The 26,486-nt window shown below is 75.3% G+C and carries 26 protein-coding genes; 9 read left to right on the forward strand and 17 right to left on the reverse strand.

Annotated elements, in window-relative coordinates; genetic code table 11:
* The first annotated feature begins 1 nt into the window (after position 1).
* A complete protein-coding gene (locus tag ACI79C_RS11675) occupies positions 2–409 on the forward strand; it encodes an ATP-binding protein (protein ID WP_456945824.1) in 408 nt (135 codons plus the stop codon).
* Between the two features lie 11 nt (positions 410–420).
* Here the strand turns inward: ACI79C_RS11675 and ACI79C_RS11680 are convergent, their stop codons facing one another.
* Positions 421–1,050 (reverse strand): gamma carbonic anhydrase family protein, encoded by a 630-nt coding sequence (locus ACI79C_RS11680; RefSeq protein ID WP_456945825.1) that lies wholly within the window; start codon positions 1,048–1,050, stop codon positions 421–423.
* Between the two features lie 15 nt (positions 1,051–1,065).
* On the opposite strand from ACI79C_RS11680, the gene ACI79C_RS11685 reads away from it, so the two are divergent.
* On the forward strand, positions 1,066–2,100 hold the full coding sequence (locus ACI79C_RS11685) for a uroporphyrinogen decarboxylase family protein (protein WP_456945826.1): 1,035 nt from the start codon (positions 1,066–1,068) through the stop codon (positions 2,098–2,100).
* 116 nt (positions 2,101–2,216) lie between these two features.
* Here the strand turns inward: ACI79C_RS11685 and gdhA are convergent, their stop codons facing one another.
* Entirely contained in the window at positions 2,217–3,566 is a 1,350-nt protein-coding gene (gdhA, locus tag ACI79C_RS11690) for an NADP-specific glutamate dehydrogenase (protein WP_456945827.1), read from the reverse strand.
* Positions 3,567–3,660: 94 nt separating this feature from the next.
* Here gdhA and ACI79C_RS11695 point away from each other — a divergent pair, with 94 nt between their 5' ends.
* Entirely contained in the window at positions 3,661–4,239 is a 579-nt protein-coding gene (locus tag ACI79C_RS11695; RefSeq protein WP_456945828.1) for a YdeI/OmpD-associated family protein, read from the forward strand.
* 116 nt (positions 4,240–4,355) lie between these two features.
* Here the strand turns inward: ACI79C_RS11695 and ACI79C_RS11700 are convergent, their stop codons facing one another.
* From ACI79C_RS11700 to ACI79C_RS11720, 5 genes are all read right to left on the reverse strand, one after another.
* Entirely contained in the window at positions 4,356–5,387 is a 1,032-nt protein-coding gene (locus ACI79C_RS11700; protein ID WP_456945829.1) for a C40 family peptidase, read from the reverse strand.
* A gap of 198 nt (positions 5,388–5,585) precedes the next feature.
* A complete protein-coding gene (locus ACI79C_RS11705) occupies positions 5,586–6,074 on the reverse strand; it encodes a hypothetical protein (RefSeq protein WP_456945830.1) in 489 nt (162 codons plus the stop codon).
* 106 nt (positions 6,075–6,180) lie between these two features.
* Positions 6,181–6,483 (reverse strand): hypothetical protein, encoded by a 303-nt coding sequence (locus ACI79C_RS11710; RefSeq protein WP_456945831.1) that lies wholly within the window; start codon positions 6,481–6,483, stop codon positions 6,181–6,183.
* Positions 6,484–6,743: 260 nt separating this feature from the next.
* Positions 6,744–8,132, reverse strand: coding sequence for a metallopeptidase TldD-related protein (locus ACI79C_RS11715; RefSeq protein ID WP_456945832.1), 1,389 nt, complete (start codon positions 8,130–8,132; stop codon positions 6,744–6,746).
* Positions 8,129–9,643 (reverse strand): TldD/PmbA family protein, encoded by a 1,515-nt coding sequence (locus ACI79C_RS11720; protein WP_456945833.1) that lies wholly within the window; start codon positions 9,641–9,643, stop codon positions 8,129–8,131. The genes ACI79C_RS11715 and ACI79C_RS11720 overlap by 4 nt, the downstream gene beginning before the upstream one ends.
* 177 nt (positions 9,644–9,820) lie before the next feature.
* On the opposite strand from ACI79C_RS11720, the gene ACI79C_RS11725 reads away from it, so the two are divergent.
* Positions 9,821–10,633 (forward strand): MBL fold metallo-hydrolase, encoded by an 813-nt coding sequence (locus ACI79C_RS11725; protein WP_456945834.1) that lies wholly within the window; start codon positions 9,821–9,823, stop codon positions 10,631–10,633.
* A gap of 42 nt (positions 10,634–10,675) precedes the next feature.
* Here the strand turns inward: ACI79C_RS11725 and ACI79C_RS11730 are convergent, their stop codons facing one another.
* Positions 10,676–11,293, reverse strand: a complete 618-nt coding sequence (locus tag ACI79C_RS11730; protein WP_456945835.1) for a TetR/AcrR family transcriptional regulator — start codon at positions 11,291–11,293, stop codon at positions 10,676–10,678.
* A 63-nt stretch (positions 11,294–11,356) separates the two neighbouring features.
* Between ACI79C_RS11730 and ACI79C_RS11735 the strand changes: the two genes are divergently transcribed.
* Positions 11,357–11,764 (forward strand): RidA family protein, encoded by a 408-nt coding sequence (locus ACI79C_RS11735; protein ID WP_456945836.1) that lies wholly within the window; start codon positions 11,357–11,359, stop codon positions 11,762–11,764.
* Between the two features lie 22 nt (positions 11,765–11,786).
* On the opposite strand, the gene ACI79C_RS11740 is transcribed toward ACI79C_RS11735, so the two are convergent.
* Positions 11,787–13,085, reverse strand: coding sequence for an amidohydrolase family protein (locus tag ACI79C_RS11740; RefSeq protein ID WP_456945837.1), 1,299 nt, complete (start codon positions 13,083–13,085; stop codon positions 11,787–11,789).
* Between the two features lie 64 nt (positions 13,086–13,149).
* Between ACI79C_RS11740 and ACI79C_RS11745 the strand changes: the two genes are divergently transcribed.
* Genes ACI79C_RS11745 through ACI79C_RS11755 form a run of 3 tightly spaced genes read left to right on the forward strand, consistent with a single transcriptional unit; the run spans position 13,150 to position 15,133 of the window.
* Positions 13,150–13,839 carry a DedA family protein gene (locus ACI79C_RS11745; protein ID WP_456945838.1) on the forward strand — a complete coding sequence of 230 codons (690 nt, stop codon included), beginning with the start codon at positions 13,150–13,152 and terminating at the stop codon, positions 13,837–13,839.
* Positions 13,836–14,507 (forward strand): HAD-IA family hydrolase, encoded by a 672-nt coding sequence (locus tag ACI79C_RS11750; protein ID WP_456945839.1) that lies wholly within the window; start codon positions 13,836–13,838, stop codon positions 14,505–14,507. The genes ACI79C_RS11745 and ACI79C_RS11750 overlap by 4 nt, the downstream gene beginning before the upstream one ends.
* The gene (locus tag ACI79C_RS11755) at positions 14,504–15,133 is read left to right on the forward strand and encodes an alpha/beta hydrolase family protein (protein ID WP_456945840.1); all 630 of its coding nucleotides are present in this window, start codon (positions 14,504–14,506) and stop codon (positions 15,131–15,133) included. Before ACI79C_RS11750 ends, ACI79C_RS11755 begins: the two co-directional genes overlap by 4 nt.
* Positions 15,134–15,178: 45 nt before the next feature.
* Here ACI79C_RS11755 and ACI79C_RS11760 read toward each other — a convergent pair whose 3' ends face one another.
* The 4 genes from ACI79C_RS11760 to ACI79C_RS11775 all read right to left on the reverse strand — a co-directional run bounded on the left by ACI79C_RS11760 (position 15,179) and on the right by ACI79C_RS11775 (position 20,185).
* The gene (locus ACI79C_RS11760; RefSeq protein WP_456945841.1) at positions 15,179–16,204 is read right to left on the reverse strand and encodes an SRPBCC family protein; all 1,026 of its coding nucleotides are present in this window, start codon (positions 16,202–16,204) and stop codon (positions 15,179–15,181) included.
* Positions 16,205–16,299: 95 nt separating this feature from the next.
* Positions 16,300–17,157, reverse strand: coding sequence for an FAD binding domain-containing protein (locus ACI79C_RS11765; RefSeq protein WP_456945842.1), 858 nt, complete (start codon positions 17,155–17,157; stop codon positions 16,300–16,302).
* On the reverse strand, positions 17,154–19,646 hold the full coding sequence (locus ACI79C_RS11770; RefSeq protein WP_456945843.1) for a xanthine dehydrogenase family protein molybdopterin-binding subunit: 2,493 nt from the start codon (positions 19,644–19,646) through the stop codon (positions 17,154–17,156). Before ACI79C_RS11770 ends, ACI79C_RS11765 begins: the two co-directional genes overlap by 4 nt.
* Positions 19,643–20,185, reverse strand: a complete 543-nt coding sequence (locus tag ACI79C_RS11775) for a (2Fe-2S)-binding protein (protein WP_456945844.1) — start codon at positions 20,183–20,185, stop codon at positions 19,643–19,645. Before ACI79C_RS11775 ends, ACI79C_RS11770 begins: the two co-directional genes overlap by 4 nt.
* Before the next feature lie 298 nt (positions 20,186–20,483).
* Between ACI79C_RS11775 and ACI79C_RS11780 the strand changes: the two genes are divergently transcribed.
* Complete coding sequence (locus ACI79C_RS11780; RefSeq protein WP_456945845.1) at positions 20,484–21,488, forward strand: iron-siderophore ABC transporter substrate-binding protein; 1,005 nt, start codon at positions 20,484–20,486, stop codon at positions 21,486–21,488.
* Positions 21,489–21,595: 107 nt separating this feature from the next.
* On the opposite strand, the gene ACI79C_RS11785 is transcribed toward ACI79C_RS11780, so the two are convergent.
* The 4 genes from ACI79C_RS11785 to ACI79C_RS11800 all read right to left on the reverse strand — a co-directional run bounded on the left by ACI79C_RS11785 (position 21,596) and on the right by ACI79C_RS11800 (position 26,468).
* Complete coding sequence (locus tag ACI79C_RS11785) at positions 21,596–22,828, reverse strand: MFS transporter (protein ID WP_456945846.1); 1,233 nt, start codon at positions 22,826–22,828, stop codon at positions 21,596–21,598.
* 75 nt (positions 22,829–22,903) lie between these two features.
* Positions 22,904–24,226: a GAF domain-containing protein gene (locus ACI79C_RS11790; protein WP_456945847.1), complete on the reverse strand. Its 1,323-nt coding sequence runs from the start codon at positions 24,224–24,226 to the stop codon at positions 22,904–22,906.
* Positions 24,227–24,444: 218 nt separating this feature from the next.
* The gene (mftF, locus tag ACI79C_RS11795) at positions 24,445–25,929 is read right to left on the reverse strand and encodes a mycofactocin biosynthesis glycosyltransferase MftF (RefSeq protein ID WP_456945848.1); all 1,485 of its coding nucleotides are present in this window, start codon (positions 25,927–25,929) and stop codon (positions 24,445–24,447) included.
* On the reverse strand, positions 25,926–26,468 hold the full coding sequence (locus ACI79C_RS11800) for a cysteine hydrolase family protein (RefSeq protein ID WP_456945849.1): 543 nt from the start codon (positions 26,466–26,468) through the stop codon (positions 25,926–25,928). The genes mftF and ACI79C_RS11800 overlap by 4 nt, the downstream gene beginning before the upstream one ends.
* Between the last annotated feature and the right edge of the window lie 18 nt (positions 26,469–26,486).

Raw genomic sequence — 26,486 nt, forward strand, 5'->3', positions numbered from 1 at the left:
GGTGAGGGGCGGGGCGAGCCACCAGCTCCGGTCCACGGCCGGCCCGGAGCTGCTCGAGCCCGTGCACGCGCTGCTGGCCCGGTTGTGGGCCGACGAGCCGGACGTCGGGACGCGGGACCGGATCCGCTTCGAGACGGCGGTGGCCGAGGTCGCGGCGAACATCGCCGAGCACGCGGTGGCTGCCGGCGCCGCTCGGGTGTCCCTCCGGCTGTCCAGCAGCCCGCAGCGGCTGCGGGCCGTGTTCGAGGACGACGGCGCCCCGGTCGACCCCAGCGCCCTCGAGCGCCCGGCACCCGCCGGAGGAGCCGAGCGCGGCCGGGGGCTGTCGCTGGTCCGTGCCGCGGTGGACGAGGTCCGCTACGAGCGACAGGGGCCGATCAACCGCTGGGTCCTCGTCCTCGGCACCTGACCGCCGGGCCCTCAGTCGGCGAAGTCGTCCCCCGGCACCGCGCCCGCCGGCGGCAGCGGCTGGCGCACCACCGGCCGGACCCTCCGCGCCGCGGGCAGCCGCTCGGTGTAGCTGGCCGCGTTGCCGCGGATGTGGGCCATGTCCTCGTCGGTGGTCTGCCGGACCACCTTCGCCGGGATGCCGGCGACCAGCGAGCCCGGCGGCACCCGGGTGCCCTGGGTGACGACCGCACCCGCGGCGACGATCGACCCGGCGCCGATGTGCGCGCCGTTCATGACGACGCTGCCCATGCCGACCAGGACGTCGTCGTCAACCCGGGCGCCGTGCAGCACCACGCGGTGGCCGACGGTCACGCCGCGGCCGACGATCAGCGGGAAGCCCGGATCGGAGTGCAGGGTGCTGCCGTCCTGCACGTTGGACCCCTCACCGATCTCGATGACCTCGTGGTCGGCCCGGGCGACCGCGCCGTACCAGATGCTCGACCGCGGCCCCATCGTGACCGCCCCGACGACCACCGCCGTGGGGGCGACGAACGCGTCGTCGTCGATCTTCGGGGAGCCGAACTCCAGTTGCGCGATGTAGTTCTCGGCCACGAGGTCAGCACAGCACAGGAGGGGCCCGGGCGCACCGGTGCGGCGCACGGCAGACTCCTCGGCATGTCCGCGTCCCTGCCGCTGCTGCCCACCTCGATCGTCGGGAGCCTCCCCCAGCCGGACTGGCTGATCGACCGCGACCGGCTGGCCCATCAGTTCCCCCCGCGGGTCCGCGCGAAGGAGCTGTGGCGGGTGGCCCCGGAGTTCCTCGCCGAGGCGCAGGACGACGCCACGCTGCTGGCCATCCGGTCGCAGGAGGAGGCGGGGCTGGACATCCTCACCGACGGCGAGATCCGCCGGGAGTCCTACTCCAACCACTTCGCCACCGCGCTCGACGGGCTCGACCTCGACAGCCCGGGTCACGTGACGAACCGGTCCGGCAAGCAGATCCCGGTGCCGCGGGTGGTCGGGGACGTCGCCCGCCGGGAGCCGGTGCAGGTCGACGACGTCCGCTTCCTGCGCGCGCACACCGACCGGACGGTCAAGATCACCGTTCCGGGGCCGTTCACCATGGCGCAGCAGGCGCAGAACGACCACTACGCCGACGACCGGGCCCTCGCCCTGGCCTACGCCGACGTCGTCCGCGCCGAGATCGCCGACCTGTTCGCCGCCGGGGCCGACATCGTGCAGATCGACGAGCCGTGGCTGCAGGCGCGGCCCGAGGTCGCCCGCCAGTACGGCGCGGAGGCGGTCACGCGGGCCGTGGAGGGCGCTCCCGGGCCGGTGCACCTGCACCTGTGCTTCGGGTACGCCGCGATGGTGTCCGAGCGGCCGGAGGGCTACTCCTTCCTCCCGGAGCTGGCCGACACCCCGGTCGACACCGTCTCGGTGGAGACCGCCCAGTCGCACCTCGACCCGGCCCAGCTGCGGCCGCTGCGGGGCAAGGGCATCGCCCTCGGCGTCCTCGACCTGTCCACGCCGGAGGTCGAGACGCCGGAGGTCGTGGCCGACCGGGTGCGCCGCGCCCTGGACGACGTGGACGTCGCGCGGCTGGTGCTCACCAGCGACTGCGGCCTGAAGTACCTGCCGCGGGGGTCGGCCGCGGGCAAGATGCGCTCCCTCGCCCTGGCCGCCGAGGCGCTGCGCGCCGAGGTCTGAGCCCGACGCGGCGGGCCCCGTGCAAGGGCCCGCCGCGAGCCTGGTGACGTACTGGAACGGCCCCCATCCGGGCCCCGCCCTGAGCGTGCGAAGGGCGGGGAGGAAGGGGGGCCTCCTCAGATCAGCCCGTGGGCGTGGACGGCCTCCGCGACCTGGAGGAAGCCGGCCACGTTGGCCCCGAGGACCAGGTCGCCGGGCGACCCGTACTCCTCGGCCGTGGCGTGGCAGCGGGCGTGGATGTCCCGCATGATCTCCTCCAGCCGGGCCTCGGTGTGCTCGAAGGTCCAGCGGTCGCGCGACGCGTTCTGCTGCATCTCCAGCGCCGAGGTCGCCACCCCGCCAGCGTTGGCGGCCTTGCCTGGGGCGAAGGCGGTCCCGGCGTCCCGGAACACGCGCACCGCCTCGGGGGTCGTGGGCATGTTGGCGCCCTCCACCACGTACCGGCAGCCGTTGCGGACGAGGACGGCGGCGGCATCGCCGTCCAGCTCGTTCTGCGTGGCGCTCGGGATGGCGACGTCACAGGGGACGTCCCAGACGCTGCCCCCGGGCACGTACTCGGCCGACGGCACCCGGTCGGCGTAGTCGGCCACCCGGCCCCGCTCGACCTCCTTGACCTGCTTGAGGACGTCGAGGTCGATGCCCTTCTCGTCGACGACGTAGCCGGCGGAGTCGGAGCAGGCCACCACCGTGCCGCCGCGCTGGTGGACCTTCTCGATGCCGTAGACGGCGACGTTGCCCGAGCCGCTGACGACCACGCGCTTGCCGTCGAACGACTCCCCGGCCGCCGCCATCATCGCCTCGGCGAAGAAGGCCGCTCCGTAGCCGGTGGCCTCGGTGCGGACCAGCGCGCCACCCCAGCCCAGCCCCTTGCCGGTGACGACGCCGGACTCGTAGCGGTTGGTGATCCGCTTGTACTGGCCGAAGAGGTACCCGATCTCCCGCGTGCCCACCCCGATGTCCCCGGCCGGGACGTCGGTGTACTCGCCGAGGTGGCGGTAGAGCTCGGTCATGAACGACTGGCAGAAGCGCATGACCTCGGCGTCCGACCGCCCCTTGGGGTCGAAGTCGGAGCCGCCCTTGCCGCCGCCGATGGGCATGCCGGTCAGCGCGTTCTTGAACACCTGCTCGAAGCCGAGGAACTTGACGATCCCCAGGTTGACCGAGGGGTGGAAACGCAGGCCGCCCTTGTAGGGGCCGAGCGCGGAGTTGAACTCGACGCGGAAACCGCGGTTGATGTGCACCTCGCCGCGGTCGTCCTGCCACGGCACGCGGAAGATGATCTGCCGCTCCGGCTCGCAGATGCGCTGGACGGTCTTCATCTCGGTGTACTCGGTGTGCCGGTCGAGCACGACGGCGAGGGACTCGAGGACCTCCCGCACCGCCTGCAGGAACTCCGTCTCCCCGCGGTTGCGCCGCAGCACCTCGTCGTAGATGCCCTGCACCGTCGCAGGAACCTCGCCGCTCATCCCGGCACCTCCTCGTGCACGTCGATCACCGAACGCTACGGAACCGGATCGACTGCCCTGGACGGCGGGGGCCCCCGGAGGCACCATGCCCGCCGTGACGCTGCCGACCGACCTGCCCGTGCTGCGCTTCCCCGACCAGGCCGCCCTGGAGGCCTGGCTCGAGGCCGAGCACGCCACGGCGCCGGGTCTGTACGTGGAGCTGGCCAAGAAGGGCGCCGGCGTGCCGTCGGTGACCTACGCCGAGCTGGTCGAGTCGGTGCTGTGCTTCGGCTGGATCGACGGGCGCTCGCAGCGGCTCGACGACACGTCCTACCTGCAGCGGATCACCCCACGCCGGCCGCGCAGCATCTGGTCGCAGAAGAACGTCGCGGCGGTCGAGTCACTGACCGCGGCCGGCCGGATGCGCCCGGCGGGCCTGGCCGCGGTCGAGGCGGCGAAGGCCGATGGTCGCTGGGAGCGGGCCTACGCGGGGCCGGCCTCGGCGACGGTGCCCGACGACCTCGCCGCCGCGCTCGCCGCCGAGCCGGCCGCGCAGGCGCAGTTCGACGCGCTCGACGGGCGCAACCGCTACGCCGTCCTCCACCGCGTGGCGACGGCCGCGACGCCGGCCACCCGCGCGAAGCGGATCGGCGCCCTGGTGCAACTGCTCGCCGAGGGCCGCCGGCTCCACTGAGGGAGGGCCCTCCTGCCCCCCACCAGAGCAGGACCCCGTCCTCCTCGTCTCTCGCAGGCGCGGGACGAGCCTCTGGACGGGGCCGGCGGCGGGACCCTGCAGGAGGGCCGCAGGCCCTACTGGCCCAGGATGCGGCGGGCGCCGGAGTAGCCGCCCATGTCGACGCTGGTCACCGCGACCGGCTGGCCGAAGGTGCGCGCGTGGACCATCTTGCCGCCGCCGACGTAGATGCCCACGTGGTAGACGGGCGAGCCGAAGAAGACCAGGTCACCGGGCTGGAGCTGGCTGCGGGAGACCGCCGCCCCCATGCCCGACTGGGCGCGGCTGGAGTGCGGCAGGGAGACCCCCGCCGCCCGGAAGGCGAAGCTGGTCAGCCCGGAGCAGTCGAACCCGTTGGGGCCGGTCCCGCCCCAGACGTAGTCGTCGCCGACCTGGGCGAGCGCGGCCTCGAGCACCTCCGCGACCTGCGCGCTCGGCGCGGCGGCCACCACCGACGCCGTGGACGGCGCCGCCAGCGACGGCCCGGCCAGCCGGGTGGTCACCGCGGCCTGCTCGGCGGCGGTCAGGCGGCTGAAGTCGGCCTCGTAGGCGTCCACCCGGGCCTGCACCTCGCCCTGCTGGCGCTCCAGCTCCGCGAGCGCGGCGGTGGCCTGGGTCGCCGCGGCGTCCGCCTCGGCCTGGGCCCGCTCGGCGGCGTCCTGGACGGCGGCGACCTCGGAGATCAGCCCCTCGGTGTGGGCGGCGATGACGTCGAGCGTGGTCATCTGCTGGACGACGTCGTCCGCCGAGTCCCCGGTGAGGAAGGCCGCCATGCGCGACTGGGTGGTCCCCGCGCTCTGCGCGATCGCGCGCAGCTGCGGCTCGTAGGCGGCCAGGGCGGCCTGGGCCCGGGCTGCGTCGGCCGCGGCGTCCTCCGCGGCCCGCTGCTGCTCGGCCACGGTGACCTCGGCCTGGTGGACCTGCTCGTCGAGAACGCTCAGCTGTTGGCCGGTCTCGGCGACCAGTCGCGCGGCCTCGGCGGCGGTCGTGGGCCCGGCGGTCGTGGGCTCGGCGCTCGCGGGAGCCGGGGTGAGGAGGACGACCCCCGCGGCGGGCAGGGAGAGCGCGGCGCCGAGCCAGCGTCGCCTCGTCGTCCGGTCGCGCCGCATCGCCGGCCCCCTCTCGCCGCGCCCCGCCCCGGGAAGTGGGCGGTGTTCCGAGCGCGTCTGCACGCACCGTAAGGAGGCGTTTGCGGCTCGTAGGGGGCGGCGCGCGGGGGTCGAGGCGGGGGTGACGCCTCAGCAGTCACACCCGTCCCAGCGGGCTCCGGTGTCCCGGGGAGGTGTCGGTCCTGTCGGACCCGGGGGCTAACGGCGGCGCGGCGGGGCCGAGCCGGACGGGGTGCGGTCCGGCGCGAGGGGGACCAGCCGGTCGGCGACCGCGCCCGTGACGAAGGAGTAGAGGGCCTTGGCGGCGATGTCGACGGCCTGGTCCTGCCGGGACCAGGTCCACGGCGGCGCGCCGACGCCGGTGGCGTTCTCCAGGGTCTGGTCGGTGGCCAGCCGCACCGAGGTGTGCCAGGCCGAGGCGCGCCAGCCACGCAGACCACTGGCCGCCCAGATGCCGCGCAGCGCTCCGACGGCCGCGCCGGTCCCCCAGTGCATGAGGTGGTTGCGCACCGGGGGGCGTGCGGACTCGGGGAGCCGGCGTCGCGTGGTGAGCGCGGTGAGGGTGCGCGCGGGTACGTAGGAGTCCGGCCGGTGGGTGACGGACTGCTCGACCTTCTCGCCGAGGGTCATGGCCGCGGTGCCGGCCAGCCCGGCGAGGGCTCCGCGGAGGGCGGCTCGTCCCAGCATGGGGGCAGCCCTACCCGGAGTACGACCCCCGGCAACCGCGCGGCGGCGGTCCCCGTGCAGGGACCCGCCGCGAGCCGGTGGCTGGCGGGAGGCGCGGGGTCCCCCGTCAGCCGGCGAGGGGCTCCTGGGCGTCGAGGCCGGAGACCATCTCCAGGTCGCGGAGGATGCCGGAGAGCTCGTCGGCGGTCCACGGCTCGCAGCAGTCGCAGCCGCCGTCGCGGTGGCTGACCAGGCCCAGCAGACCGTGGGCGTGGTCCTCGTCGATGGTGAGGTGCCCGGCCACGGGATCGCGGTGGCAGGCGCAGGCGGAGGCGCACAGGCCCAGGCCCCAGCCGGACACGACGACCGTGCTCCCGTCGTCCCAGATCTGGCCCACCTGGAACACCGACGGCTTCTGACCCCTGGTCATCGGACTCCCCCTCACCCGCCCTGGCCGGGCCTGCGTGCGGCCGGGCGAGCGGTTCCGCTCGGGCCACGTCTCGGTCGTACGGCGACCGGGTAGTCGTGGATGCTTCCCGTTCGCTGCACCCACGGTAGGGGGCTGGACGCGGAGCGTCACGGGAATCAAATGACAACGATGTGACGAACCGGTTGGCACACCGCCACGGACGGGGGTGTGCACCGGCGCGTCGCGGCGCGGGGCGGAGCGGTCGATGCTCCCGGCGGGCGTCAGCTGGCGGGCGACACGCTGCTCATGTTGAAGTCCGGCACCCGCACCGGGGGCATCGCCGCCCGGGTGAACCAGTCGTTCCACTCCCGCGGCAGCGTGCGCCCGGTGCGGCCGGCCTGGGTGATCCGCGCCAGCAGGTCGACCGGGGACTCGTTGAACCGGAAGTTGTTCACCGCGCCGGTCACCTCCCCGCCCTCGACGAGGAAGACGCCGTCACGGGTCAGGCCGGTGAGCAGCAGCGTCTGCGGGTCGACCTCGCGGATGTACCAGAGCGTGGTGAGCAGCAGCCCGCGCTCGGTGGCGGCCACCATCTCCTCCTGGGTCGCGGTCGCCTCCGGGACCTCGAGGACGAGGTTGTCCACCGCGGCGGTGGCCGGCGCGGTGGTCTTGAGGGCCCACGCCCGCGGACGGATGAGGTTGGTCAGGACGCCGTCCCGGATCCAGTCCACCGCGGGCGTGGCCATGCCGTTGTCGAAGACCGAGGCGGCGCCGGAGGAGCCGCTCACCACCTGGAACGGGCAGGCCTCGAGGCCGGGCTCGAACGGGTCGCTACGCAGGGTCAGCGGCAGCGCCGCGAGGCGCTCGCCGATCCGGTTGCCGCCGCCGGCCTTGGCGTAGACGTTGCGACCCTCGTCGGCGTCGCGGGCCTCCATGGTCCAGTAGGCGTAGATCATCAGGTCGCTGACCGCGGACGGCGGCAGCAGCGTCTCGTACCGCCCGGCCGGCAGGTCGACCCGGCGGCGGGACCAGCCGAGCTTGCGCTCCACCTCCGCGGCCAGCGCCTCCACCGAGACGTCGGTGAAGTCACGGGTGCCGGTGCCGGCCCACACCGAGCGGCTCATGTCGGCGCTCTTGCCGTTGAGCTCGACGCGGCCGGACGGCTGGTCGTGCCGCAGCCGCAGCCCGGTCGAGGTGCCCAGGTAGGTGCTGGTCATGGCGTGCTCGACGTAGCCGAACAGCAGCTCGTCGCGGCCGCGCGCCTCGCCGAAGGCCTGCCCCAGCGCGGGGGCGAAGTCGGCGAACACGCCGATCGAGGTCTCGGCGGGGTCGGCGTCCCAGTCCCCCGAGCCGGGCGGGGTCTCGGCGACCAGCGGGACGGCGTCCTCGGCCGGGCCCGCGTCGCGGGCGGCCTGCTCGCTCGCCGCGACGAGCTCCTCGACGTCCGGGTTGCCGGTGCGCGCGACGGTGCCGGCCGCCATGCCCGCGCCGCCGTCGACGAAGGAGACGACGACGACCTGCCGCGAGCGCATGGACCCGTTCGTGGTCAGGCTGTTGCCCGCCCAGCGGAGGTTGGCCTGCGAGCTCTCCACCACGAAGGCGACCTGCCCGTCGGCGGTGGAGGCGGCCAGCGCCTTCTCGACGACGTCCTGCGGTGTCGGGTAGCTCATCGGCCGGCCTCCTGCACCGTGTTGAGGATGTTGACGTTCTCGAACAGGGCGACCGGGCAGCCGTGGCTCACCGGGGCCACCTGACCGGGCTGGCCCTTGCCGCAGTTGAGGGCACCGCCGAGCACGTAGGTCTGGGGACCACCGACCACGGCCATCGACCCCCAGAAGTCCGTCGTGGTCGCCTGGTAGGCCACGTCGCGGAGCTGCCCGGCGAGGCGGCCGTTCTCGATCTTGTAGAACCGCTGGCCGGTGAACTGGAAGTTGTACCGCTGCATGTCGATCGACCAGCTCTTGTCACCGACGACGTAGATGCCGCGCTCGACGCCGGCGACGACCTGCTCGGTGGAGGGCCCCCCGGGCGCCGGCTGCAGCGAGACGTTGGCCATCCGCTGGATCGGCACGTGCTGGGAGGAGTCGGCGAAGGCGCAGCCGTTGGACCGCGGCAGGCCCCGCAGGCGCGCCATGTTCCGGTCGACCTGGTAGCCGACCAGCACGCCGTCCCGGACGACGTCCCAGCGCTGGCCGGCGACGCCCTCGTCGTCCCACCCGACCGTGGACAGCCCGTGCGGCGCGGTCCGGTCGCCGGTGACGTGCATGACCGGTGAGCCGTACTGCAGCGTGCCGAGCTTGTCGACGGTGGCGAAGGAGGTCCCGGCGTAGGCGGCCTCGTAGCCGAGCGCCCGGTCCAGCTCGGTGGCGTGGCCGATCGACTCGTGGATGGTCAGCCACAGGTTCGACGGGTCGACCACCAGGTCGTAGCGGCCGGCCTGCACCGACGGGGCCTTGGTCTTCTCCCGCAGCAGCTCGGGGATCTCGGCCAGCTCGCCGCGCCAGTCCCAGCCGGTGCCGGTCAGGTACTCCCAGCCCCGCCCGACCGGCGGCGCCAGGGTGCGCATGCTCTCGAAGGCACCGGTGGTCCGGTCGACGGTGAGCGCGGTGAGGTCGGCCTGCAGGCGCACCCGCTGCTGCCGCGTGCGGGTGCCGGCCGTGTCGGCGTAGTACTTCTGCTCCTTGACCACCGTGCAGCCGGTCTGCACGTGCTCGACCCCGTCGGCGGCCAGCAGCTGCTCGGACAGCTCGGTGAGCAGCCCGGTCTTCTCGGCGTCGGGCACCGCGAACGGGTCGACGTCGTAGTCGGAGACGTAGACGGCGTCGGCGTACACCGGCTCGGGGGCGAGCTCCACGCGGTCGCTGTTCACCGCGGCGGACACCTGCGCCACCGCGACGGCCTCCTCCGCCAGCCGCACGGCCTCCGCGGCGGTGAGGACGACGCCGGCGGCGAAGCCCCAGGTCCCCTCGTGGACCACGCGCACGGCGAGCCCGAGGTCCTCACCGTCGGCCAGGGACTCCAGGCGGGCGTCGCGGAGACTGATCGTCTGGGTGCGGATCCGCTCCACCCGCAGGTCGGCGTGCTCGCAACCGAGGTCGAGCGCGCGGGTGAGCGCCGCGTCGGTCAGTGCGGAGAGCGGGAGGGCGAGGAAGGACGCGTCCACGTCGCGGGAGGCAGCCACCCGCCCTGTCTACCAGCCGGGCGGGGCACACTCCTCCGGGCGACCGACCGCCGCGGCACGCACCGAGTCCTGCGCACTCGTGGCGATCGGCCGCGGATGGCCACGAGTTCGCAGGTCTCACGGCGGCGTCACCGGTCGGCGGGATAGGTCCCGGCACCGGCCGGGTAGTCGCCCGGCATGGCCGTCGACCAGCCCGCTCCCGCCGACGTCACGCTCACCTTCGGCGGGAACGCCACCACCCTGCTGCGCATCGGCGGGTTCACCCTGCTCACCGACCCGAACTTCCTGCACCGCGGGCAGCGCGCCTACCTCGGCAAGGGGCTGTGGACCAAGCGGCTCACCGAGCCGGCACTGCTGCCCACCCAGCTGCCCGCGCTCGACGCGATCGTCCTGTCGCACCTGCACGCCGACCACTGGGACCGCATCGCCACCCGCACCCTCGACAAGGACACGCCGGTGGTGACCACGCAGGCGGCGGCCAAGGCCCTGGACCGCCGCGGCTTCCGGGAGACCCTCGACCTGGAGCCCTGGCAGCGACACGAGCTCACCGGGGACGGCGAGGCGCTGCGGATCACCTCCGTCCCCGGCGTCCACGGTCCCGGACCGCTGGCGAAGGTGCTGCCGCCGGTGATGGGCAGCGTGCTGGAGCTGGTCCGCGGCGGCGAGGTGTCGTGGCGCGGCTACATCAGTGGCGACACCCTCTACCGCCCGTGGCTCGGCGAGGTGCTGCAGCGCTGCGGCCCGCTCGACGTCCTCATCCCGCACCTCGGCGGCACCAAGGCGCTCGGCGTCACCGTCACCATGGACGGCCGCCAGGGCGCCGACCTCGTCGAGCTGTTGAAGCCGCCGGTCACCGTGCCGGTCCACTACGACGACTACGACCGGTTCGCCTCGCCCCTGGGGGACTTCGTCCGGGAGGTCGCCGAGCGCAAGGTGCCGGGGGAGCTCCGCCCCGTGGTGCGCGGCGAGACCATCAGCCTGCGCCCCTGAGGGGAGGAGATCCGCCCGCGTGACCGGACGGATCTCCTCCCCTCAGCGGGCGGGCGGCGACCAGCCGGCCCGCACGGACCGGCCGGCGCGCTCGGGGTCGTCCCCGGCGGCGACGCACAGGGCGGCGACCATGGCCGGCGCGTGCGCGTCCAGCGCCTCGGCCGGCAGCGGGCCGGTGAGCACCAGCATGGCCAGCCCGTGCCCGGCCGCCCAGACCCGCGTCGCGACGGCCTCGGGGTCGCTGTCGGCCGCGAACCGCCCCTCGCGGCGGGCCCGCGCCGCGCTCTCCACGAGCGACTGGAAGGAGGCGTCCGCGGCCGCCGGGTCCTCGAGGTCGGCCGCGGCGTCGAACATCGCGCGGTAGAGGGCCGGGCCGGCCAGGGCGTTGGCGACGTAGGCCGCCCCGAGCGCGGCGAGGTCCCGGACCGGGTCCTCGGTCCTGGGCACGGTCGCCAGCCGGGCGGCCAGCCGGGTGAAGCCCTCCTGGCGCACCGCCCGCCACAGCCCGGGCATCCCGCCGAAGTGCGTGTAGACGGCCATCGTCGACGCGCCGGTGCCCTCGACCAGCGCCCGCAGGGTGACCGGCTCGCGACGGGCCAGCATCTCCGCCGCCCGCTCGACGAGGGCGGCGCGCACGGCAGGGGAGGCGGTACGCGGCACTTGCCCAGGATGCCATGGCAGCGCTATACATAGCAGCGTCATGGGACGATGGAGGAGGACGGGATGAGCGTCGAACTGATCGACCCCGCGGGCCTGCTGGCGCCGCAGATGTACCGCCACATGGCCGTGGCGTCGGGGAGCCGCACGGTCCATCTGTCGGGGCAGGTGGCCCGGGACGCCGAGGGGCGCCCGGTCGGGGCCGGGGACCTCGCCGCACAGGTCGAGCAGGCCTACCGGAACGTCGCCACCGCCCTCGCCGCGGTCGGCGCCACCTTCGACGACGTGGCGAAGCTGACCGTGTACGTCGTCGACTGGTCGCCGGAGAAGCTCGCCGACCTCGGTGCCGGCGTCGGCCGGGCCGCCGACGCCATCCAGGGCGACCCGGTGCGCCCGACCACCCTGCTGGGCGTGGCGGCGCTCGGCGAACCGGACCTGCTGGTGGAGGTCGAGGCGGTCGCCGTCCTCGACTGACCGGTCCGGTGGCCGGCCGGGCTCAGGCGGTCGCCAGCCGCCGCGCGCGCTCGGCGACGTCGGCCCGCAGCGCCTCGGCGTCGACCGTCGTGCAGACGCCGTCGCGCACGACCTGCCGGCCGCCCACCCAGGTGTCCCGCACCAGCCGGGAGACGCCGGACCACACCAGGTGGGTGAGCACGTCGGGCGGGCTGAGCACCGGCTCGAACAGCAGGTCGGTCATGTCGACGTGCACCAGGTCCGCGCGCCGGCCGGGCGCCAGCTGCCCGAGGTCGGGCCGGCCGATGGCGTCCGCGGCACCGCCGGTGGCCAGCCAGAACGCCTCGGCCGCGGTCAGCGCGGTCGCCGAGGACCCGCGCAGCCGGGCCAGCTGCGCGGCCAGCCGGACGTCGGCGAGCAGGTCCAGCCCGTCGTTGGACGCCGGCCCGTCGGTGCCCAGCCCGACCCGGATGCCGCGGTCGAGCATCGCCCGCACCGGCGCGATCCCGCTGGCCAGCTTCGCGTTGCTGGCCGGGCAGTGGGCGACCGCGACGTCGTACTCGCGCCACAGCTCCAGGTCGCCGTCGTCGAGGTGCACGCAGTGCGCGGCGAGCACCCGGCCGCCGAGGACGTCGTGGGCGGCCAGCAGCGCCGGGACCGACAGCCCGTGGGTGGCCAACAGGTCGGCGTCCTCGGCGACGGTCTCGGCGACGTGCAGGTGCAGGAGCAGCCCGTGCTCCCGGGCGGCCGCCGCGGCGTCCCGGAGCAGCGGCAGCGGCAGCGTGTAGGCCGCGTGCGGGCCGATCCCGTACTCCACCGTGCCGTCGCCGGGCGCGCGGGCGGCCAGGGCGACGGCGTCGCGCAGCTGCTCGGCCAGCGGCGGCATCCCGGGCAGCGGGATCAGCGGGGTGGCGACGATCGCCCTGGCGCCGGTGCGGCCGACGGCGGCGGCGATCTGCTCGGGGGAGAAGTACATCTCGACGCTGGTGGTGACCCCGCCGCGCAGCATCTCCGCCGACGCGGCCTCCATCGCGACCTCGACGTCCTCGGGGGTCAGCCGGGCCTCCCGCGGCCAGATCACCTCGCGCAGCCACCGCTCCAGCGGCAGCCCCTCCGCCTGCCCGCGGAAGAGCACCATCGGCGCGTGCGAGTGGGTGTTGACCAGCCCCGGCGTCAGCACCCCGGGGAGGGCGACGACCTCGGCGTCCCCGGCGGGCGGGGCGTCGGCGGCCGGGCCGACCCAGCTGATCTCGCCGTCCTCGACGTCGACCACGGCGTCGAGGACGACCGTGCCGACGCGGTCCCCCACGACGACGGCCCGAGCGGTGAAGCGCTGCCGCATGGAGGGCGAACCTACCCCCGCCGCCTCCGGGTCCCGTCCAGACCGCGCCGTTACCGTGGAGCGCATGTCGTTCCTCGCCGCCGCCGCGTCCGACGAAGGCGGGATCACCGGCTTCCTGCTCGACATGGTGGAGAAGCTCGGCCCGATCGGGGTGGGGCTCTCCATCCTGCTCGAGACGGTCGTGCCGCCCATCCCGAGCGAGGCCGTGCTCGGCGCGGCCGGCGTGCTGATCAACGACGGCCGGATGGACGTCGTCCCGGTGGTCCTCTGCGCCACCGTGGGGTCGATCCTCGGCGCCATCTTCTTCTACTACGTCGGCCGGGCGCTGGGCCCCCGCCGCTCGCACGCGTTCCTCGACCGGCTGCCGCTCGTGGAGACCGAGGACGTCGACCGCACCTTCGCGTGGTTCGAGCGGCACGGCCGGTCCGCGGTGTTCTTCGGCCGGATGGTGCCGATCGTGCGCAGCTTCATCTCCGTGCCCGCCGGCGTGGTGCGGATGCCCTTCGGCCAGTTCCTCCTCTTCTCCGCCGCCGGCAGCCTGATCTGGAACAGCGTGCTCATCGGGCTGGGCGTGGCGGCCGGCGACTTCGTGCAGGCCAACCTCAAGTACCTCGACTACGCGGTCGTCGCGGTGGTCGTGCTCGGCCTGGCCTGGCTGGTCTACAAGCGGGCCAAGGACGTGCGGCGGCACCGACGTGAGCGGGCAGCCTCCCGCGACAGTGACGTCGACGGCGCCGACCGGCCCGTCGCGTGAGCGCCGTCCGCCCGGAGGTCGTCGCGTTCGACGTCAACGAGACGCTGCTGGACCTCGCTCCCGTGCAGGCCGCGCTCGTCGAGCACGACCAGCCCGCCGACCTGCTGCCCGCCGTGTTCGCCCGGACCCTGCTCACCGGCTTCGCGACGGCCGCGGCCGGTACCTGGATCCGCTTCCGGGAGGCCTTCGACGCCGCCCTCGCCCAGGTGACCCCGCTGTCGGCCGCCGACCGGTCCCGGGTCGCCGACGCCTTCCTCGAGCTCGCGCCGCACCCCGACGTCGAGCCCGCGCTGCGCCGGCTCGCGCAGGCCGGGGTGCGGGTGGTGACGCTGACGCACGGCGCCCCCGGGGTCGCCGAGGCCGGGCTGGAGCGCGGCGGCGTGACCCCGCTGGTGGAGCGGTCGCTGTCCAGCGAGGCGATCCGCGCGTGGAAGCCGGCCCGCGAGGTCTACCTGTGGGCCGCCGGCGTCTGCGACGTCGCCCCGGAGCGGATGGCGCTGGTCGCCGCCCACGGCTGGGACGTGCACGGCGCGCTGCGGGCCGGCCTCGCCGGCGCCTGGTTCCCCCGCGCCGAGCGCAGCTACCCCGCCGTCTACGACCCGGCCGCGCTCGTGGCCCGCGAGCTGGCCGGCGCCGTCGACGCGCTGCTGGCCCTGCCCGGCGCGTGACCGAGTTCGCCACCCCGCTGGGCCCGGCCCGGGTCACCGCCACGGAGCCGCCCGACGACGTCCGCGGCACGCTGGTCCTCGGGCACGGTGCAGGCGGGGGGATCGGGTCGGCCGACCTGGTGGCGGTCACCACGGCGGCCGCGGCGGCCGGCTGGCGGGTGCTGCGGGTCGAGCAGCCGTGGCGGGTGGCCGGCAAGCGGATCGCCCCGGCCCCGCCGCGGCTGGACGTCGGGTGGGCGGCGGTGCTCGACGGCCTGCGGGACGCCGGCCGGCTGAGCGGCCCGCTGGTGCTGGGCGGGCGCAGCGCGGGCGCGCGGGTGGCGTGCCGCTCGGCGGCGGAGCAGGACGCGGCCGCGGTGCTGTGCCTGGCCTTCCCGCTGCACCCGCCGGGCCGGCCGGACCGCAGCCGCGCGGCCGAGCTCACCGGGGTGCCGGTCCCGCTGGTGGTGGTGCAGGGCGAGACCGACGCCCACGGCCGCCCGGAGGAGCTCGCCGCCGTCCTGGCCGGCCAGCCCGGCGCCTCGCTGTACGGCGTTCCCGGCGACCACGCGCTCACGGCGAACCCGGACGTCGTCGCCGCGGCGGCGATGGACGGGCTCGCGGCGGTCGGCGAGCCCGTCCGGTGACCCGCCGGACCCGTGCCGCCGGGCACGGGTCCGGCGGGAGCGGCCTCAGCGCCGGCGGCGCCGCCGGACGACGAGGCTGACCAACAGCAGCACCGCGGCCACCACGCCGAGCGGCTTGGCGTAACGGGTCAGCGCCGCACCCCCGGCGACCTCGAGCAGGTCGATCGGCTCGGGCTCGGCCGCCGCGACCGGCCGGGCCGGGGTGCTCGCGGGGGTCGCCGCCGGGCCGGCCGGGGTGGTCGTGGGGGTCGCCGCCGTCGTCGGGGTGGTGACCGGGGCCGCGGCGCCCGGAGCGGCGGTGGCCGGCTGCGCCGGGGTGGAGGCCGGCGTCGCGGCCGGGCCGGCGGGGGTCGTGATCGGCTGGGTGGCCGTCACCGACGGGGCGGTGTCGGCGGCAGCCGGGGCCGTGTCGCCGGCCGCGGGGGCGCCGGCCTTGTCCGCGGCGGCCGCGGCGGTCTTCTTCGCCGCCGTCGCCGCCTTGCGGGCCGCCGTGGCCGCGGCGCCGTCACCCGGCACCTGCTCGGCGGAGGCGGCGACCTCCTCGGCCACGCCGGCCGCCGTCGCGGCGGCACCGGCCGCCGGCGGGGTCGCAGCGGCCGCCGGCGGGGTGGCAGCGACCCCCTCGTCGCCCGCGGAGAGCTGGGCGGCGAGCTTGTCGGCGAACTGGCCGAGCAGCTTGTTCCCGACGTCGGTCATCACGCCGCGGCCGAACTGGGCCGGCCGGCCGGTGATGTTCAGGTCGGTGAGGACGTCGACCCGCGTGGTGTCGCCCTCGGCCTTCAGCTGGGCGGTGATGAGCGCGGCCGCGGTGCCGTTGCCGCGCTGGTCCTTGCCGCGGCCGTCGATGACCGCCCGGTGCGCGGCCTCGTCCTTCTCCACGAAGGACGCCTTGCCCTGGTAGGTGAGGTTGATCGGGCCGAGCTTGACCTTCACCCGGCCGGTGAAGTCGTCGCCCTCCACCGAGTCCAGGGCGGCGCCGGGCATGCACGGCGCGATCCGCTCGATGTCCAGCAGCACCCGCCAGGCCTCGTCGATGGGCACGGGGACGGTGAACGAGTTCTCCAACTGCACGGTGCGACCTCCTGGGCTACGTGGCTCGGCCGGCCCACCCGGAGGGGCGGGCCGGCCGAGCTGGACTGGCGGGTTCCGGGGGTTGGTGACCGACGCTACAACCCCGCGGCGGCGGTGACCGCCCGGCGAGTCAGCACCTGGGCCAGGTGCTCGCGGTAGTCGGCCTGGGCGTTGAGGTCGCTGCTCGGGCTGGTGCCCTCGGCAGCGGCCCGCGCAGCGGCCGCGATGGCGTCCGCGCTGGCATCCGCGCCGGCCAGGGCGGCCTCGACCGCCCTCGCGCGCAGCGGTGTCGGGCCCATGTTGGTCAGCCCGATCCGGGCCTCCGCGATGCGCCCGTCCTCCCGGCGGACCGCCGCGGCCACCGCCACGATCGACCAGGCCTGCGCCACCCGGTTGAACTTCTCGTAGTGCATGCCCCACTGACCGGCCAGCTTGGGGATCCGGATCTCGACGAGCAGCTCCCCCTCCTCCAGGACGGTCGTGAGGTAGTCGACGAAGAAGTCCGTCGCGGGCACGGTGCGCCGGCCGTTGGGGCCGGCGAGGACGAACTCGGCGTCCAGGGCCAGCGCCACGGCCGGCAGGTCCCCGGCGGGGTCGGCGTGGACCAGCGCACCGCCGAACGTGCCCCGGGCCCGCACCTGCCGGTCGGCCACTGTCTCGGTGGCCTCGGCGATCAGCGGCGCGTACTGCTGGACGAGCGGGTCCTTGAGCACGTCGGAGTGCGTCGTCATGGCGCCGATGACGATCGCGTCGCCGTCCTCCCGGACGCCGCGCATCTCGCTGACCCGGCCGAGGTCGACGACCGTCTCCGGTGCCGCGAGCCGCAGCCGCATGACCGGGATGAGCGACTGGCCGCCGGCGAGGATCTTGACGTCCTCGCCGCCCTCGGCGATGGCCTGCAGCGCCTCGTCGACCGTCGTCGGCCGGGCGTACGCGAACGGAGCGGGGATCACCGGTCACCTCCGAGGGACGACTGCGGGGTGGAGACGCCGGCGGTGGTCTCGGTCTGGGCGCCGCCCCAGGCGACGGTGCCGGCGGTGGCGCGGTCGCCGCCGTCCCCGCCCCCGTGCAGCGCCCGCCACACCCGCTCGGGGGTCAGCGGCATCCGGATGTCGCTCACCCCCAGGTGACGGACGGCGTCGAGCGCGGCGTTGACGACCGCCGGGGTGCTGGCGATGCACCCGGCCTCGCCGACGCCCTTGGCGCCGATCGGGTTGCCGGGTGCGGCGTGCACCGTGTTCCCGGTGTCGAAGTGCGGCAGGTCGGCCGCCGACGGCACCAGGTAGTCGACGAAGGTCCCGGTGGTGAGGTTGCCGTCGGCGTCGTAGACGGCCTCCTCGTACAGCGCCTGGGCGATGCCTTGCGCCAGCCCGCCGTGCACCTGGCCCTCGACGATGAGCGGGTTGACGATCGTGCCGACGTCGTCCACCGACGCATACTTGCGGATCTTCACCATGCCGGTCTCGGTGTCGACCTCCATCGCGCAGATGTGCGTGCCGTGCGGGAAGGAGAAGTTCACCGGGTCGAAGGTGGCGTCCGCGTCGATCGAGGGCTCGGTGTCCTCCGGGTAGTTGTGCGCCGCGAACACCGCCAGCGCGATCTCCTGGATGCCCATCGACGTGCCGGGCGTGCCGCGCACCGAGAACTTCCCGTCGGCGAACTCGAGGTCGTCCTCGCTGGCCTCCAGCAGGTGCGCCGCGACCTTGCGGGCCTTGGCGATCACCTTCTCCGCGGCCCTGACCACCGCCGTCCCGCCGACGACGAGCGAGCGGGAGCCGTAGGTGTCCATGCCGCGGGGGGACACCGCGGTGTCGCCGTGCAGCACCTCGACGTCCTCGAACGGGACGCCGAGCTGATCGGCCACCAGCTGGCTCCAGGCGGTCTCGTGGCCCTGCCCGTGCGGCGTGGAGCCGGTGACCACCTCGACCTTGCCGGTGGGCAGCATCCGGATCGACGCCGCCTCCCAGCCGCCGGCCCCGTAGGACAGCGACCCGAGCACCCGGGACGGCGCCAGGCCGCACATCTCGGTGAAGGTGGAGAACCCGATGCCCAGCTGCACCGGGTCGTTCGACTCCCGGCGCCGCCGCTGCTCCTCGCGCAGCTCGTCGTAGCCGATCAGCTCCAGCGCCTGGCGGGTGGCGGCGTCGTAGTCGCCGCTGTCGTACTCCAGGCCGGCGACCGTGGTGAAGGGGAACTCCTCGGCCTTGATCCAGTTCCGCCGGCGCAGCTCCAGCGGGTCCATGCCGAGCTCGACGGCGAGCTCGTCCATGGCCCGCTCGACGGCGAAGGTCGCCTCCGGCCGCCCGGCGCCGCGGTAGGCGTCGGTCGGGACCTTGTTGGTGAACACGCCGTCACACTCGAAGCGGTAGGCGGGGAACTTGTAGATGCCCGGGAACATGAAGGCGCCCAGCGCCGGGACCCCGGGGGTGATCAGGCGCAGGTAGGCGCCCATGTCGGCCAGGATCCGCACCCGGAGGGCCTTGAGGTTGCCCTCGCGGTCGGCGGCGATGTCGACGTACTGGATCTGGTCGCGGCCGTGGTGGGCCGCCATCAGCGACTCGCTGCGGGTCTCGGTCCACTTGACCGGCTTGCCCAGCCGCCGGGCCACCAGGAGGGCGATGACCTCCTCGGGGTTGACCTGGAGCTTGCCGCCGAAGCCTCCGCCGACGTCGGGGGCGATCACCCGGAGCTTGTGCTCGGGGATGCCGGTGACCATCGCCAGCATGACCCGCAGCACGTGCGGGATCTGGGTGGCCGACCACATCGTGAAGTTGTCGCCCTGCGGCTGGACGACGACCGAGCGCGGCTCCATGAACGCGGGGATCAGCCGCTGGTTGACGAACCGGCGGCTGACCACGACGTCGGCGTCGGCGAAGGCCTGGTCGGTGTCGCCTCCCGTGCCGGCCTCGCCGGCGTCGAAGACGAAGTGGTAGGCGGTGTTGGACTCGATGTGGTCGTGGCAGAGGTCGGCCTCGCCCTTGACCGCCTGCTCCATGTCCAGCACGGGGGGCAGCAGGTCGTAGTCGACGTCGACCAGCTCGACGGCGTCGGCGGCGGCGGTCCTGCTGCGGGCGACGATGACCGCGACGGCCTCGCCGACGTGGTTGACCTCCTCGACCGCGAGCGAGGGGTGCCCGGGATTGACCATGTCCGGCGTCACCGGCCACGCGCAGGGGATGGAGCCCTGCTCCTCGGCGAAGTCGCGGCCGGTGAACACGGCGACCACGCCGGGCGCCTGCTGCGCGGCACTGACGTCGACGTTGGTGATCTTGGCGTGCGCGACCGGGCTGCGGACCACCGAGAGGTGGAGCATCCCGGGCAGGACCGTGTTGTCGGTCCACGTCGTCCGGCCGGTGATCAGCCGGGCGTCCTCCTTGCGCCGGCGGGCCTTCCCGACCTCCTTGGCCGGGCCCAGGTCGGCGGCGTCCTCGGTGACCGTCATGCCTGCACCACCACGTGGTCGGCGGCCGCCGTGTCCACGACGGCCGGCTGGGTGGACGAGTCGTCAGTGGCGCGACCGCTCATCTCCGCGGCGGCGTGCCGGACGGCGCGGACGATGTTCTGGTAGCCGGTACAGCGGCAGAGGTTGCCCTCGATGCCCTCGCGGACCTCGCTCTCGCTGGGGTCCGGGTTCTCCTTGAGCAGGTCGATCGAGGCCATGATCATCCCCGGGGTGCAGAACCCGCACTGCAGGCCGTGCATCTCATGGAAGGCCTTCTGCACCGGGTGCAGCTCGCCGTCCTGCGCCACGCCCTCGATGGTCGTGACCTCGCTGCCGTCGGCCTGGACGGCGAACACGGTGCAGGACTTCACGGCCGCGCCGTCCAGGTGGACGGTGCACGCACCGCAGTTGCTGGTGTCGCACCCGACGACGGTGCCCACCTTGCCCAGCTGCTCGCGCAGGTAGTGGACGAGCAGGGTCCGCGGTTCGACGTCGTCGGCGTAGGTCACCCCGTCGACCCGCACGTTGATCTGTGTCACGGATCCTCCGCTTCGTTGCAGGGGTTCTGTGGCGTCGCCACCTGAGCCGGAGTCTGTCAACGGGGGAGTGACTTAGGCCACGCTTACCTGCCCGGTGCGAGGGGAGGGATCCGCGGCCGCGACGGACCAGCGCCGTTTACATCCGCATCTGCGGAGGCCGTACCGCTGGTCCGGGCCGGAGTCGCGCGGTGGGGCAACGTTGCAGCGGCGTTGCAGCAACGCTCGGCGGACCCCGGTGACCCGTCCGTGACCTGCGGGTAGTTAGGTGAGCCTCACCTGTTGTTCGAAGGAGTCGCTCATGACCGTCCGCACCGCCCTGCGCGGCGCCGCCCTGCTGGCCGCCGCCGTCCTCGTCACCAGCTGCAGCTCCGGGTCGTCGGACGACGGGAGCGACCCGGGAGCCGCCGCGCCGAGCGGCTCCTCCTCCGACGCCTTCCCGGTGACCGTGCCGACCGCCTTCGGCGACGTCACCGTCGAGGAGGAGCCGGTCCGCGTGGTTGCCCTCGGCTGGTCGGACGCCGAGACGGCACTCGCGCTCGGCGTGCAACCGGTGGGCGCCAGCGACTGGCTGGGCTTCGGCGGCGAGGGTGTCGGGCCGTGGGCCGAGGGCCGCTACGACCAGGCCCCGGAGATCATCGAGACGCTCGAGCCCAGCCTGGAGGCGATCGCCGCGCTGGACCCCGACCTGATCCTGGACACCCGGTCGGACGCGACCCAGGAGCGCTACGACTCGCTGCGCGCGATCGCCCCGACCATCGGCCAGCCCGAGGGGGTGGGCCCGTACCAGACGACCTGGCAGCAGCAGCTGGAGATGGTCGGCCAGGCCCTCGGCCGCAGCGAGGAGGCCACGGCGCTGGCCGACGAGGTCGAGCAGCAGTTCGCCGACGCGCGGGCCGCGAACCCCGGGTTCGCCGGCACCGAGGTCGCGGTCGGCGCCTACACCTCGGAGGGGTTCGGCGCCTACGTCCGCGGTGACGCCCGCGTCGACTTCATGGAGGCCCTGGGCTTCTCCAACAAGCCCGCGATCCAAGACCTGGCGGGGGAGAACTTCTTCGTCTCCGTCAGTGACGAGCAGCTGCAGTTGCTGGACGCCCCGCTGACCGTCGTCTTCCCGATCTTCGTCGACGCCGCGGAGATCACCGGCAACCCGCTGTGGCAGACCCTGCCGTCGGTGCAGCAGGGCCACGCCGTCGTCCTCGAGGACCAGACGCTGGTCAGCGCCTTCTCCAGCGGCTCGGCCCTGGGGATCCAGTACGCGCTGGACAACGCCGTCCCGCAGTTCGCCGAGGCGCTCGCCGGCTGACAGCCCGGGGAGCATCGCAGCGAGCGCCAGCGAGCGAGGAGCGGACCTGGGCGCGGAAGCCGGCCGGTGTGCTCGCCGGCTGAGCGGGGACCTCCGCCAGGTGAGCGCTACCGGGCCGGTGCGGGCGCCGTCCGCACCGGCCCGGCGCGCAGCTCGCGGCGCCGGAGCACCGCGGAGGCGGTGAGCGCGACCAGGCCGACGGCGGCCAGCCCGGCCCCGACGAGGGCCGGCGCGGTCCAGCCGAGGCCGGCGGCGATGACCACCCCGCCGAGCCAGGCGCCGAGGGCGTTGGCGGCGTTGAGGGCGGAGTGGTTGAGCGCCGCGCCGAGCATCTGCGCCTCCCCCGCGACCTCCATCAGCCGCATCTGGAGGCAGACGACCAGCACCGAGGCGGTCATCGACAGCAGGAACACGGCGGTCAGGAACGACGGCGCCCACCCGGCGGCCGCCGGGACGACGGCGAGCAGCAGCCCGATCGCGACCACGGCCCCGACCAGCGAGCGGAACAGGGCGAGGTCGGCGAGCCGGCCGCCCAGCGCCGTCCCGGCGACGCCGCCGACGCCGAAGGCCAGCAGCACCCACGGCACCGCAGCGCGGGTCAGGCCGGTCACCTCGGTGGTGATCGGCGCGATGTAGCTGTAGACGGCGAACATCCCGCCGAAGCCGACGGTCGCCACGGCGAGGGTGAGCAGCACCTGGGGACGGCGCAGCGCGGCGAGCTCGGTCGCCACGGTGGCCTCCGCGCGGCCGGGGGACGACGGCACGACGGCGAGCACGGCCAGGACCGTGACCACGGCGAGGACGCCGACCGCCCAGTAGGCCGACCGCCACCCCAGGTGCTGGCCGAGCCAGGTGGCGGCGGGCACCCCGGCCACGTTGGCCGCGGCCAGGCCCAGCATCACCGAGCTGACCGCCCGGCCGCGCAGCTGCGGGCGCACCAGCGCGGCGGCGACCAGCGAGGCGACACCGAAGTAGGCCCCGTGCGGCAGGCCGCTGACGAACCGGGCGACCAGCAGCGCGGACGAGCCGGACGCCAGGGCGCTGCCGACGTTGCCGAGCAGGAAGGCCGCCATGAGGCCCACCAGCAGGCCGCGCCGGGGCAGCCGCGCACCGAGGGCGGCGATGACCGGCGCGCCGACCACCACGCCCAGGGCGTAGGCGGAGATGACGTGGCCCGCGGTCGGGATGTCGACGCCCACCCCGACCGCGATGTCGGGCAGCAGGCCCATCGTGACGAACTCGGTGGTGCCGATGGCGAAGCCGCCGAGGGCCAGGGCCACGACCGCGGCGACGACCCGCCGGGTGCTCAGGGCGGGGACGTCCTCGCTGGTCACGCTCACGGAGTGGTGGCAAGTCGGCTGGAACGGACCGCATTCCTGCCGTCCCGCCCAGTGGACGAGGGCAGGGGTCCTTCGTCAGTGGACGCGCAGCGGTCCTCGGGGCGCGCGGCGCAGCCGGTGGAGGTGGGCGGCGACCGCGGGCCGGCTCGGCGCCCCGGGCGGGAGCCACTCCAGGCAGGCCTGCCAGACGGCGACGTCGTCCTGGGCCTCGGGCAGCCGGCTGTAGCGCAGCACCAGCTCGGGGCGGCGGCTGGCGAGCACCGCCTGGCGCAGCTGCGCGGCCAGCCGCTGCCGGGTCGCGACGACGCCGGGCGCGGTCGAGGGCGGCAGCGCCGCGCCGGCATACCGCTCCAGGGCCGGCCCGACCGCACCGCGACCCAGCAGCCGGCGCACCTGGTCGAGGTCGGTCTCGAGGGGGGCCAGCAGCCGGTAGGGCCGGGAGCCGACGAGGTCGGTGCCGACCAGCCGGCGCAACCGGGAGAGCTCGGCGCGGACGGTCACCGCCGCGGCGTCCCCGGCGTGGCACTCGGCGGCCAGCTGCTCGGCGGTGCGCCCGCCCCCGGCGACGGCGGCCTCGGCGAGGAGCAGCAGCAGCTCGGAGTGGCGCAGCGACAGCTCGACCGGCCCGGCGGGCAGCCGCAGCCGGGCCCGCTCGCGCCCGAGGACCTCCAGCCGCGGCACCGGTGGGGCGGAGGGAACGGCCCGCCGGCCCGGCACCTGTTCGCGATGCAGCCAGCGCAGCTCGGCCTCCACCGCCGCGACCGTCGCGCGGACCAGCGTGAGCACGTGCGGGCTGGCCACGTGGTCGCCCCCGGTGACGTCGATCGCGCCGAGCAGGACCCCGGTCACCGGGTGGTGGACCGGCGCCGCCGAGCAACTCCAGTTCTGCACCGGCCGGCGGTAGTGCTCGCTGCCGTAGATCTGGACGGCGTGGTCGACGGCCAGCGCGGTGCCCGGGGCGTTGGTGCCGGCGACCTCCTCCGACCAGCGCGCGCCCTCCACGAAGTTCATCCCCTCCGCCCGGGAGCGCAGCCGCCGGTCGCCCTCCACCCACAGCATCCGGCCCGCCGCGTCGGTGACCGCGACGATCATCTGGTCGGCCTCGGCGTCCTCGACCAGCAGCCGCCGGATCACCGGGAGGACCGGTGCGAGCGGGTGGGCGGCGCGGTACGCCAGCAGGTCGTCGTCGAGGAGGTCGACGGGGGGCGCGCTGCCGTCGGGGTCCACCCCGCTACCCAGGCAGCGCCGCCAGGAGTCCCAGACGACGACCCGCACCGAGTCGCGCACCGGCGCCCCGCCGCGGGTGACCAGCGCCTCGTGGGCGGCCCGCAGCCGCCGGGTGATCGCGGGGTCGGGGCGCCCCTCGGGCAGGGCCAGCCACGGGTTGACCGTGGTCACGACGTCGTCCGCGGGCTCGGGCTCATGTCCCGCCCATCGTGGCCCCTGTCCACCGTTTCCACCAGGCAACGCCCGCCCGGCCACGATCAGGTGCCCTGATCGTGGCGCGTCCTCCCCCACCGTGGACGGCGAGGGAGGACGCGGTGCGACGAGGGAGGACGTCACCGTGGACGGAGGACGTCACCGTGGACGGAGGGCGTCACCGTGGACGGAGGGCGTCACCGTGGACGGAGGGCGTCACCGCGGACGGGCGGGCGCACCGGGCCGGCCACGGACGGCGCGGCCGGGAGCAGCGCCCTCGCGTCGCGGGCCCGCACGGCGCCGTGCCACAGGCCGGCGCCGTAGGCGAGGTCCTCGAGCCGGCGGGCGGCGGCGAAGCGCAGCGGGCCGACCTGCCGGCGGTGCGGCCACCAGGCGAGGACGGCGTCGACGACCGCGGCTCCGGCGATCCAGCGGCGAGCCCGCCGGCTGACCGCCGCAGCGACCAGCGCCAGCGGCCAGTGGTGCCGGGTGACGCCGCGGGCCAGGGTGCGCCCGGCGGCGGCGCTCCCCCGCAGCACCAGGACCGCGGCGAACCCCACCGGCGGGCGCTCCCCCGTGCGGGCCAGCCGACGGGCCAGCCGCCCGGTCGCGACGACCAGCACCCCGGCGGCCGCGACCACGGCGCTCCGGCGTCCGGACAGGGCCAGGCCCCAGGCCAGCGCCGACCACGGCGAGAGGACCACGGGCGCGACCGCGGGGCCGTGCCGGGCGGCGAGCAGCGCGGCGCCGGTCCCGTAGTAGGCGCGTCGGCGCAGCCACTCCGCCGTCCCCGCGGGGTGCTCGTGGGCGACCGTCGCCGACGGCTCGTACCGCACCCGCCAGCCGGCCGCGGTCAGCCGCCAGACCAGGTCGACGTCCTCGGCCACCCGCATCGCCTCGTCGAAGCCGTCGCCGAGGGCGCGCCGGCGGGCGAGCAGCGCCGCGCTGGGCACGTAGGACACAGCTGTCCCGGCCCCGACCGGCGCCGGGTCCGGTCCCATGTCGAGGGCGCTGAGGGCGGTCTCGTAGCGGTCCACCCAGCCGGCGGCGCGCGGGGGGAGGGCGGTGATCCGCGGGGCGACCAGCGCCAGCCGGGGGTCGGCCGTGTGGCCGGCCAGCACCCGGGCCCAGCCCGGCGGTGGCACGCAGTCGGAGTCGAGGAACGCCAGGAGCTCGGTGACCGCCGCCCGCAACCCGGCGTTGCGGGCGGCGGCCGGCCCGCGGGAGGTGGGGTGGCGGAGCACCCGGGCACCGTGCCGGCCGGCGGTCGCGGTCACCGCGGCGGGATCGGCCGAGCCGTCGTCCACGACGAGCACCGGGACGGCGGCGGTGTCCGGATCGGCGCGCAGCGCGGCCAGCAGCCGGTCCAGTTCGGCGGGGCGGTCCCGGACCGGGACGACGACGGTGAGGGCCACCGCCCCCGGCGCGGTGAGGTCCGGGTGCGCCAGGCCCGCGTCCAGCAGGCGCGCGGCCAGCGCGGCGGTGGCGGGGTCCCGGACGACGAGCCGGTCCCCGCGCAGCAGGTCGCGGGCGCGGGGCAGCAGGCGCACCAGGCGCAGCGGGGATCCGCCGAGCAGCGCCGTCCCGCCGTCCCGCCGTCGCGTGCGCGGGTCCAGCCGGACGGCGAACCCGTCGGGCAGCCGCTCCGCCGGCGCCGGGGGGACGGCCGGACCGGCGCTCATCCCTCGCCCAGGACCTCGGCCGTCGTCGTGACCTCCACCAGCGGGGCGTAGCAGCCGAAGATCCGCAGGGTGTCCTCGTGGGCCTCGTCGCTCGCGCCGGCACAGGCGTCGGCGACCACCCGCACCCGCACCCCGGCGTCGGCCGCGGGCAGCACGGTGGAGAGGACGCAGCAGTCGGTGGCGACACCGGCGACGGTCAGCGGCCCCGCACCCACGAGGTCCGCGAGCTCGGGGACCCACTTGCCGAAGGTCGGGGCGTCGACGACGGGACGGCCGCCGGGGTCCTCGGAGAGCTGGAACAGCGGGATCGCGTGCTCCTGGCGGAAGTAGTCGTACGTGGCGTAGTAGTCGGCCCAGGCGCCCACCGGTTGCTCGGGCACGACGAAGCGGGTGAACACGGCGCGGTCCCCGAAGGCCTCGGCCAGCGACCGGACGCGCGGGCGGATCTCGTCGAAGCGCGGCGTCGTCCACGGCGAGGTGGGGTCGCGGAAGACCTCCTGGTAGTCGACGACGACCAGCCAGCCGGACGGAGACCCCATGCGCGGACCATAACCCCC

It is taken from the genome of Geodermatophilus sp. SYSU D00697 (genome assembly GCF_054050175.1).

What these genes read in the sequence shown, in the direction of transcription:
- gdhA (WP_456945827.1), bottom strand. Translation starts at nt 3,566, where the DNA reads ATGAGCGGCGAGGTTCCTGCGACGGTGCAGGGCATCTACGACGAGGTG.
- ACI79C_RS11770 (WP_456945843.1), bottom strand. Translation starts at nt 19,646, where the DNA reads ATGACGGTCACCGAGGACGCCGCCGACCTGGGCCCGGCCAAGGAGGTC.
- ACI79C_RS11700 (WP_456945829.1), bottom strand. Translation starts at nt 5,387, where the DNA reads ATGCGGCGCGACCGGACGACGAGGCGACGCTGGCTCGGCGCCGCGCTC.
- ACI79C_RS11735 (WP_456945836.1), top strand. Translation starts at nt 11,357, where the DNA reads ATGAGCGTCGAACTGATCGACCCCGCGGGCCTGCTGGCGCCGCAGATG.
- ACI79C_RS11685 (WP_456945826.1), top strand. Translation starts at nt 1,066, where the DNA reads ATGTCCGCGTCCCTGCCGCTGCTGCCCACCTCGATCGTCGGGAGCCTC.
- mftF (WP_456945848.1), bottom strand. Translation starts at nt 25,929, where the DNA reads ATGAGCGCCGGTCCGGCCGTCCCCCCGGCGCCGGCGGAGCGGCTGCCC.
- ACI79C_RS11715 (WP_456945832.1), bottom strand. Translation starts at nt 8,132, where the DNA reads ATGAGCTACCCGACACCGCAGGACGTCGTCGAGAAGGCGCTGGCCGCC.
- ACI79C_RS11745 (WP_456945838.1), top strand. Translation starts at nt 13,150, where the DNA reads ATGTCGTTCCTCGCCGCCGCCGCGTCCGACGAAGGCGGGATCACCGGC.
- ACI79C_RS11705 (WP_456945830.1), bottom strand. Translation starts at nt 6,074, where the DNA reads ATGCTGGGACGAGCCGCCCTCCGCGGAGCCCTCGCCGGGCTGGCCGGC.
- ACI79C_RS11780 (WP_456945845.1), top strand. Translation starts at nt 20,484, where the DNA reads ATGACCGTCCGCACCGCCCTGCGCGGCGCCGCCCTGCTGGCCGCCGCC.
- ACI79C_RS11710 (WP_456945831.1), bottom strand. Translation starts at nt 6,483, where the DNA reads ATGACCAGGGGTCAGAAGCCGTCGGTGTTCCAGGTGGGCCAGATCTGG.
- ACI79C_RS11740 (WP_456945837.1), bottom strand. Translation starts at nt 13,085, where the DNA reads ATGCGGCAGCGCTTCACCGCTCGGGCCGTCGTCGTGGGGGACCGCGTC.
- ACI79C_RS11725 (WP_456945834.1), top strand. Translation starts at nt 9,821, where the DNA reads ATGGCCGTCGACCAGCCCGCTCCCGCCGACGTCACGCTCACCTTCGGC.
- ACI79C_RS11800 (WP_456945849.1), bottom strand. Translation starts at nt 26,468, where the DNA reads ATGGGGTCTCCGTCCGGCTGGCTGGTCGTCGTCGACTACCAGGAGGTC.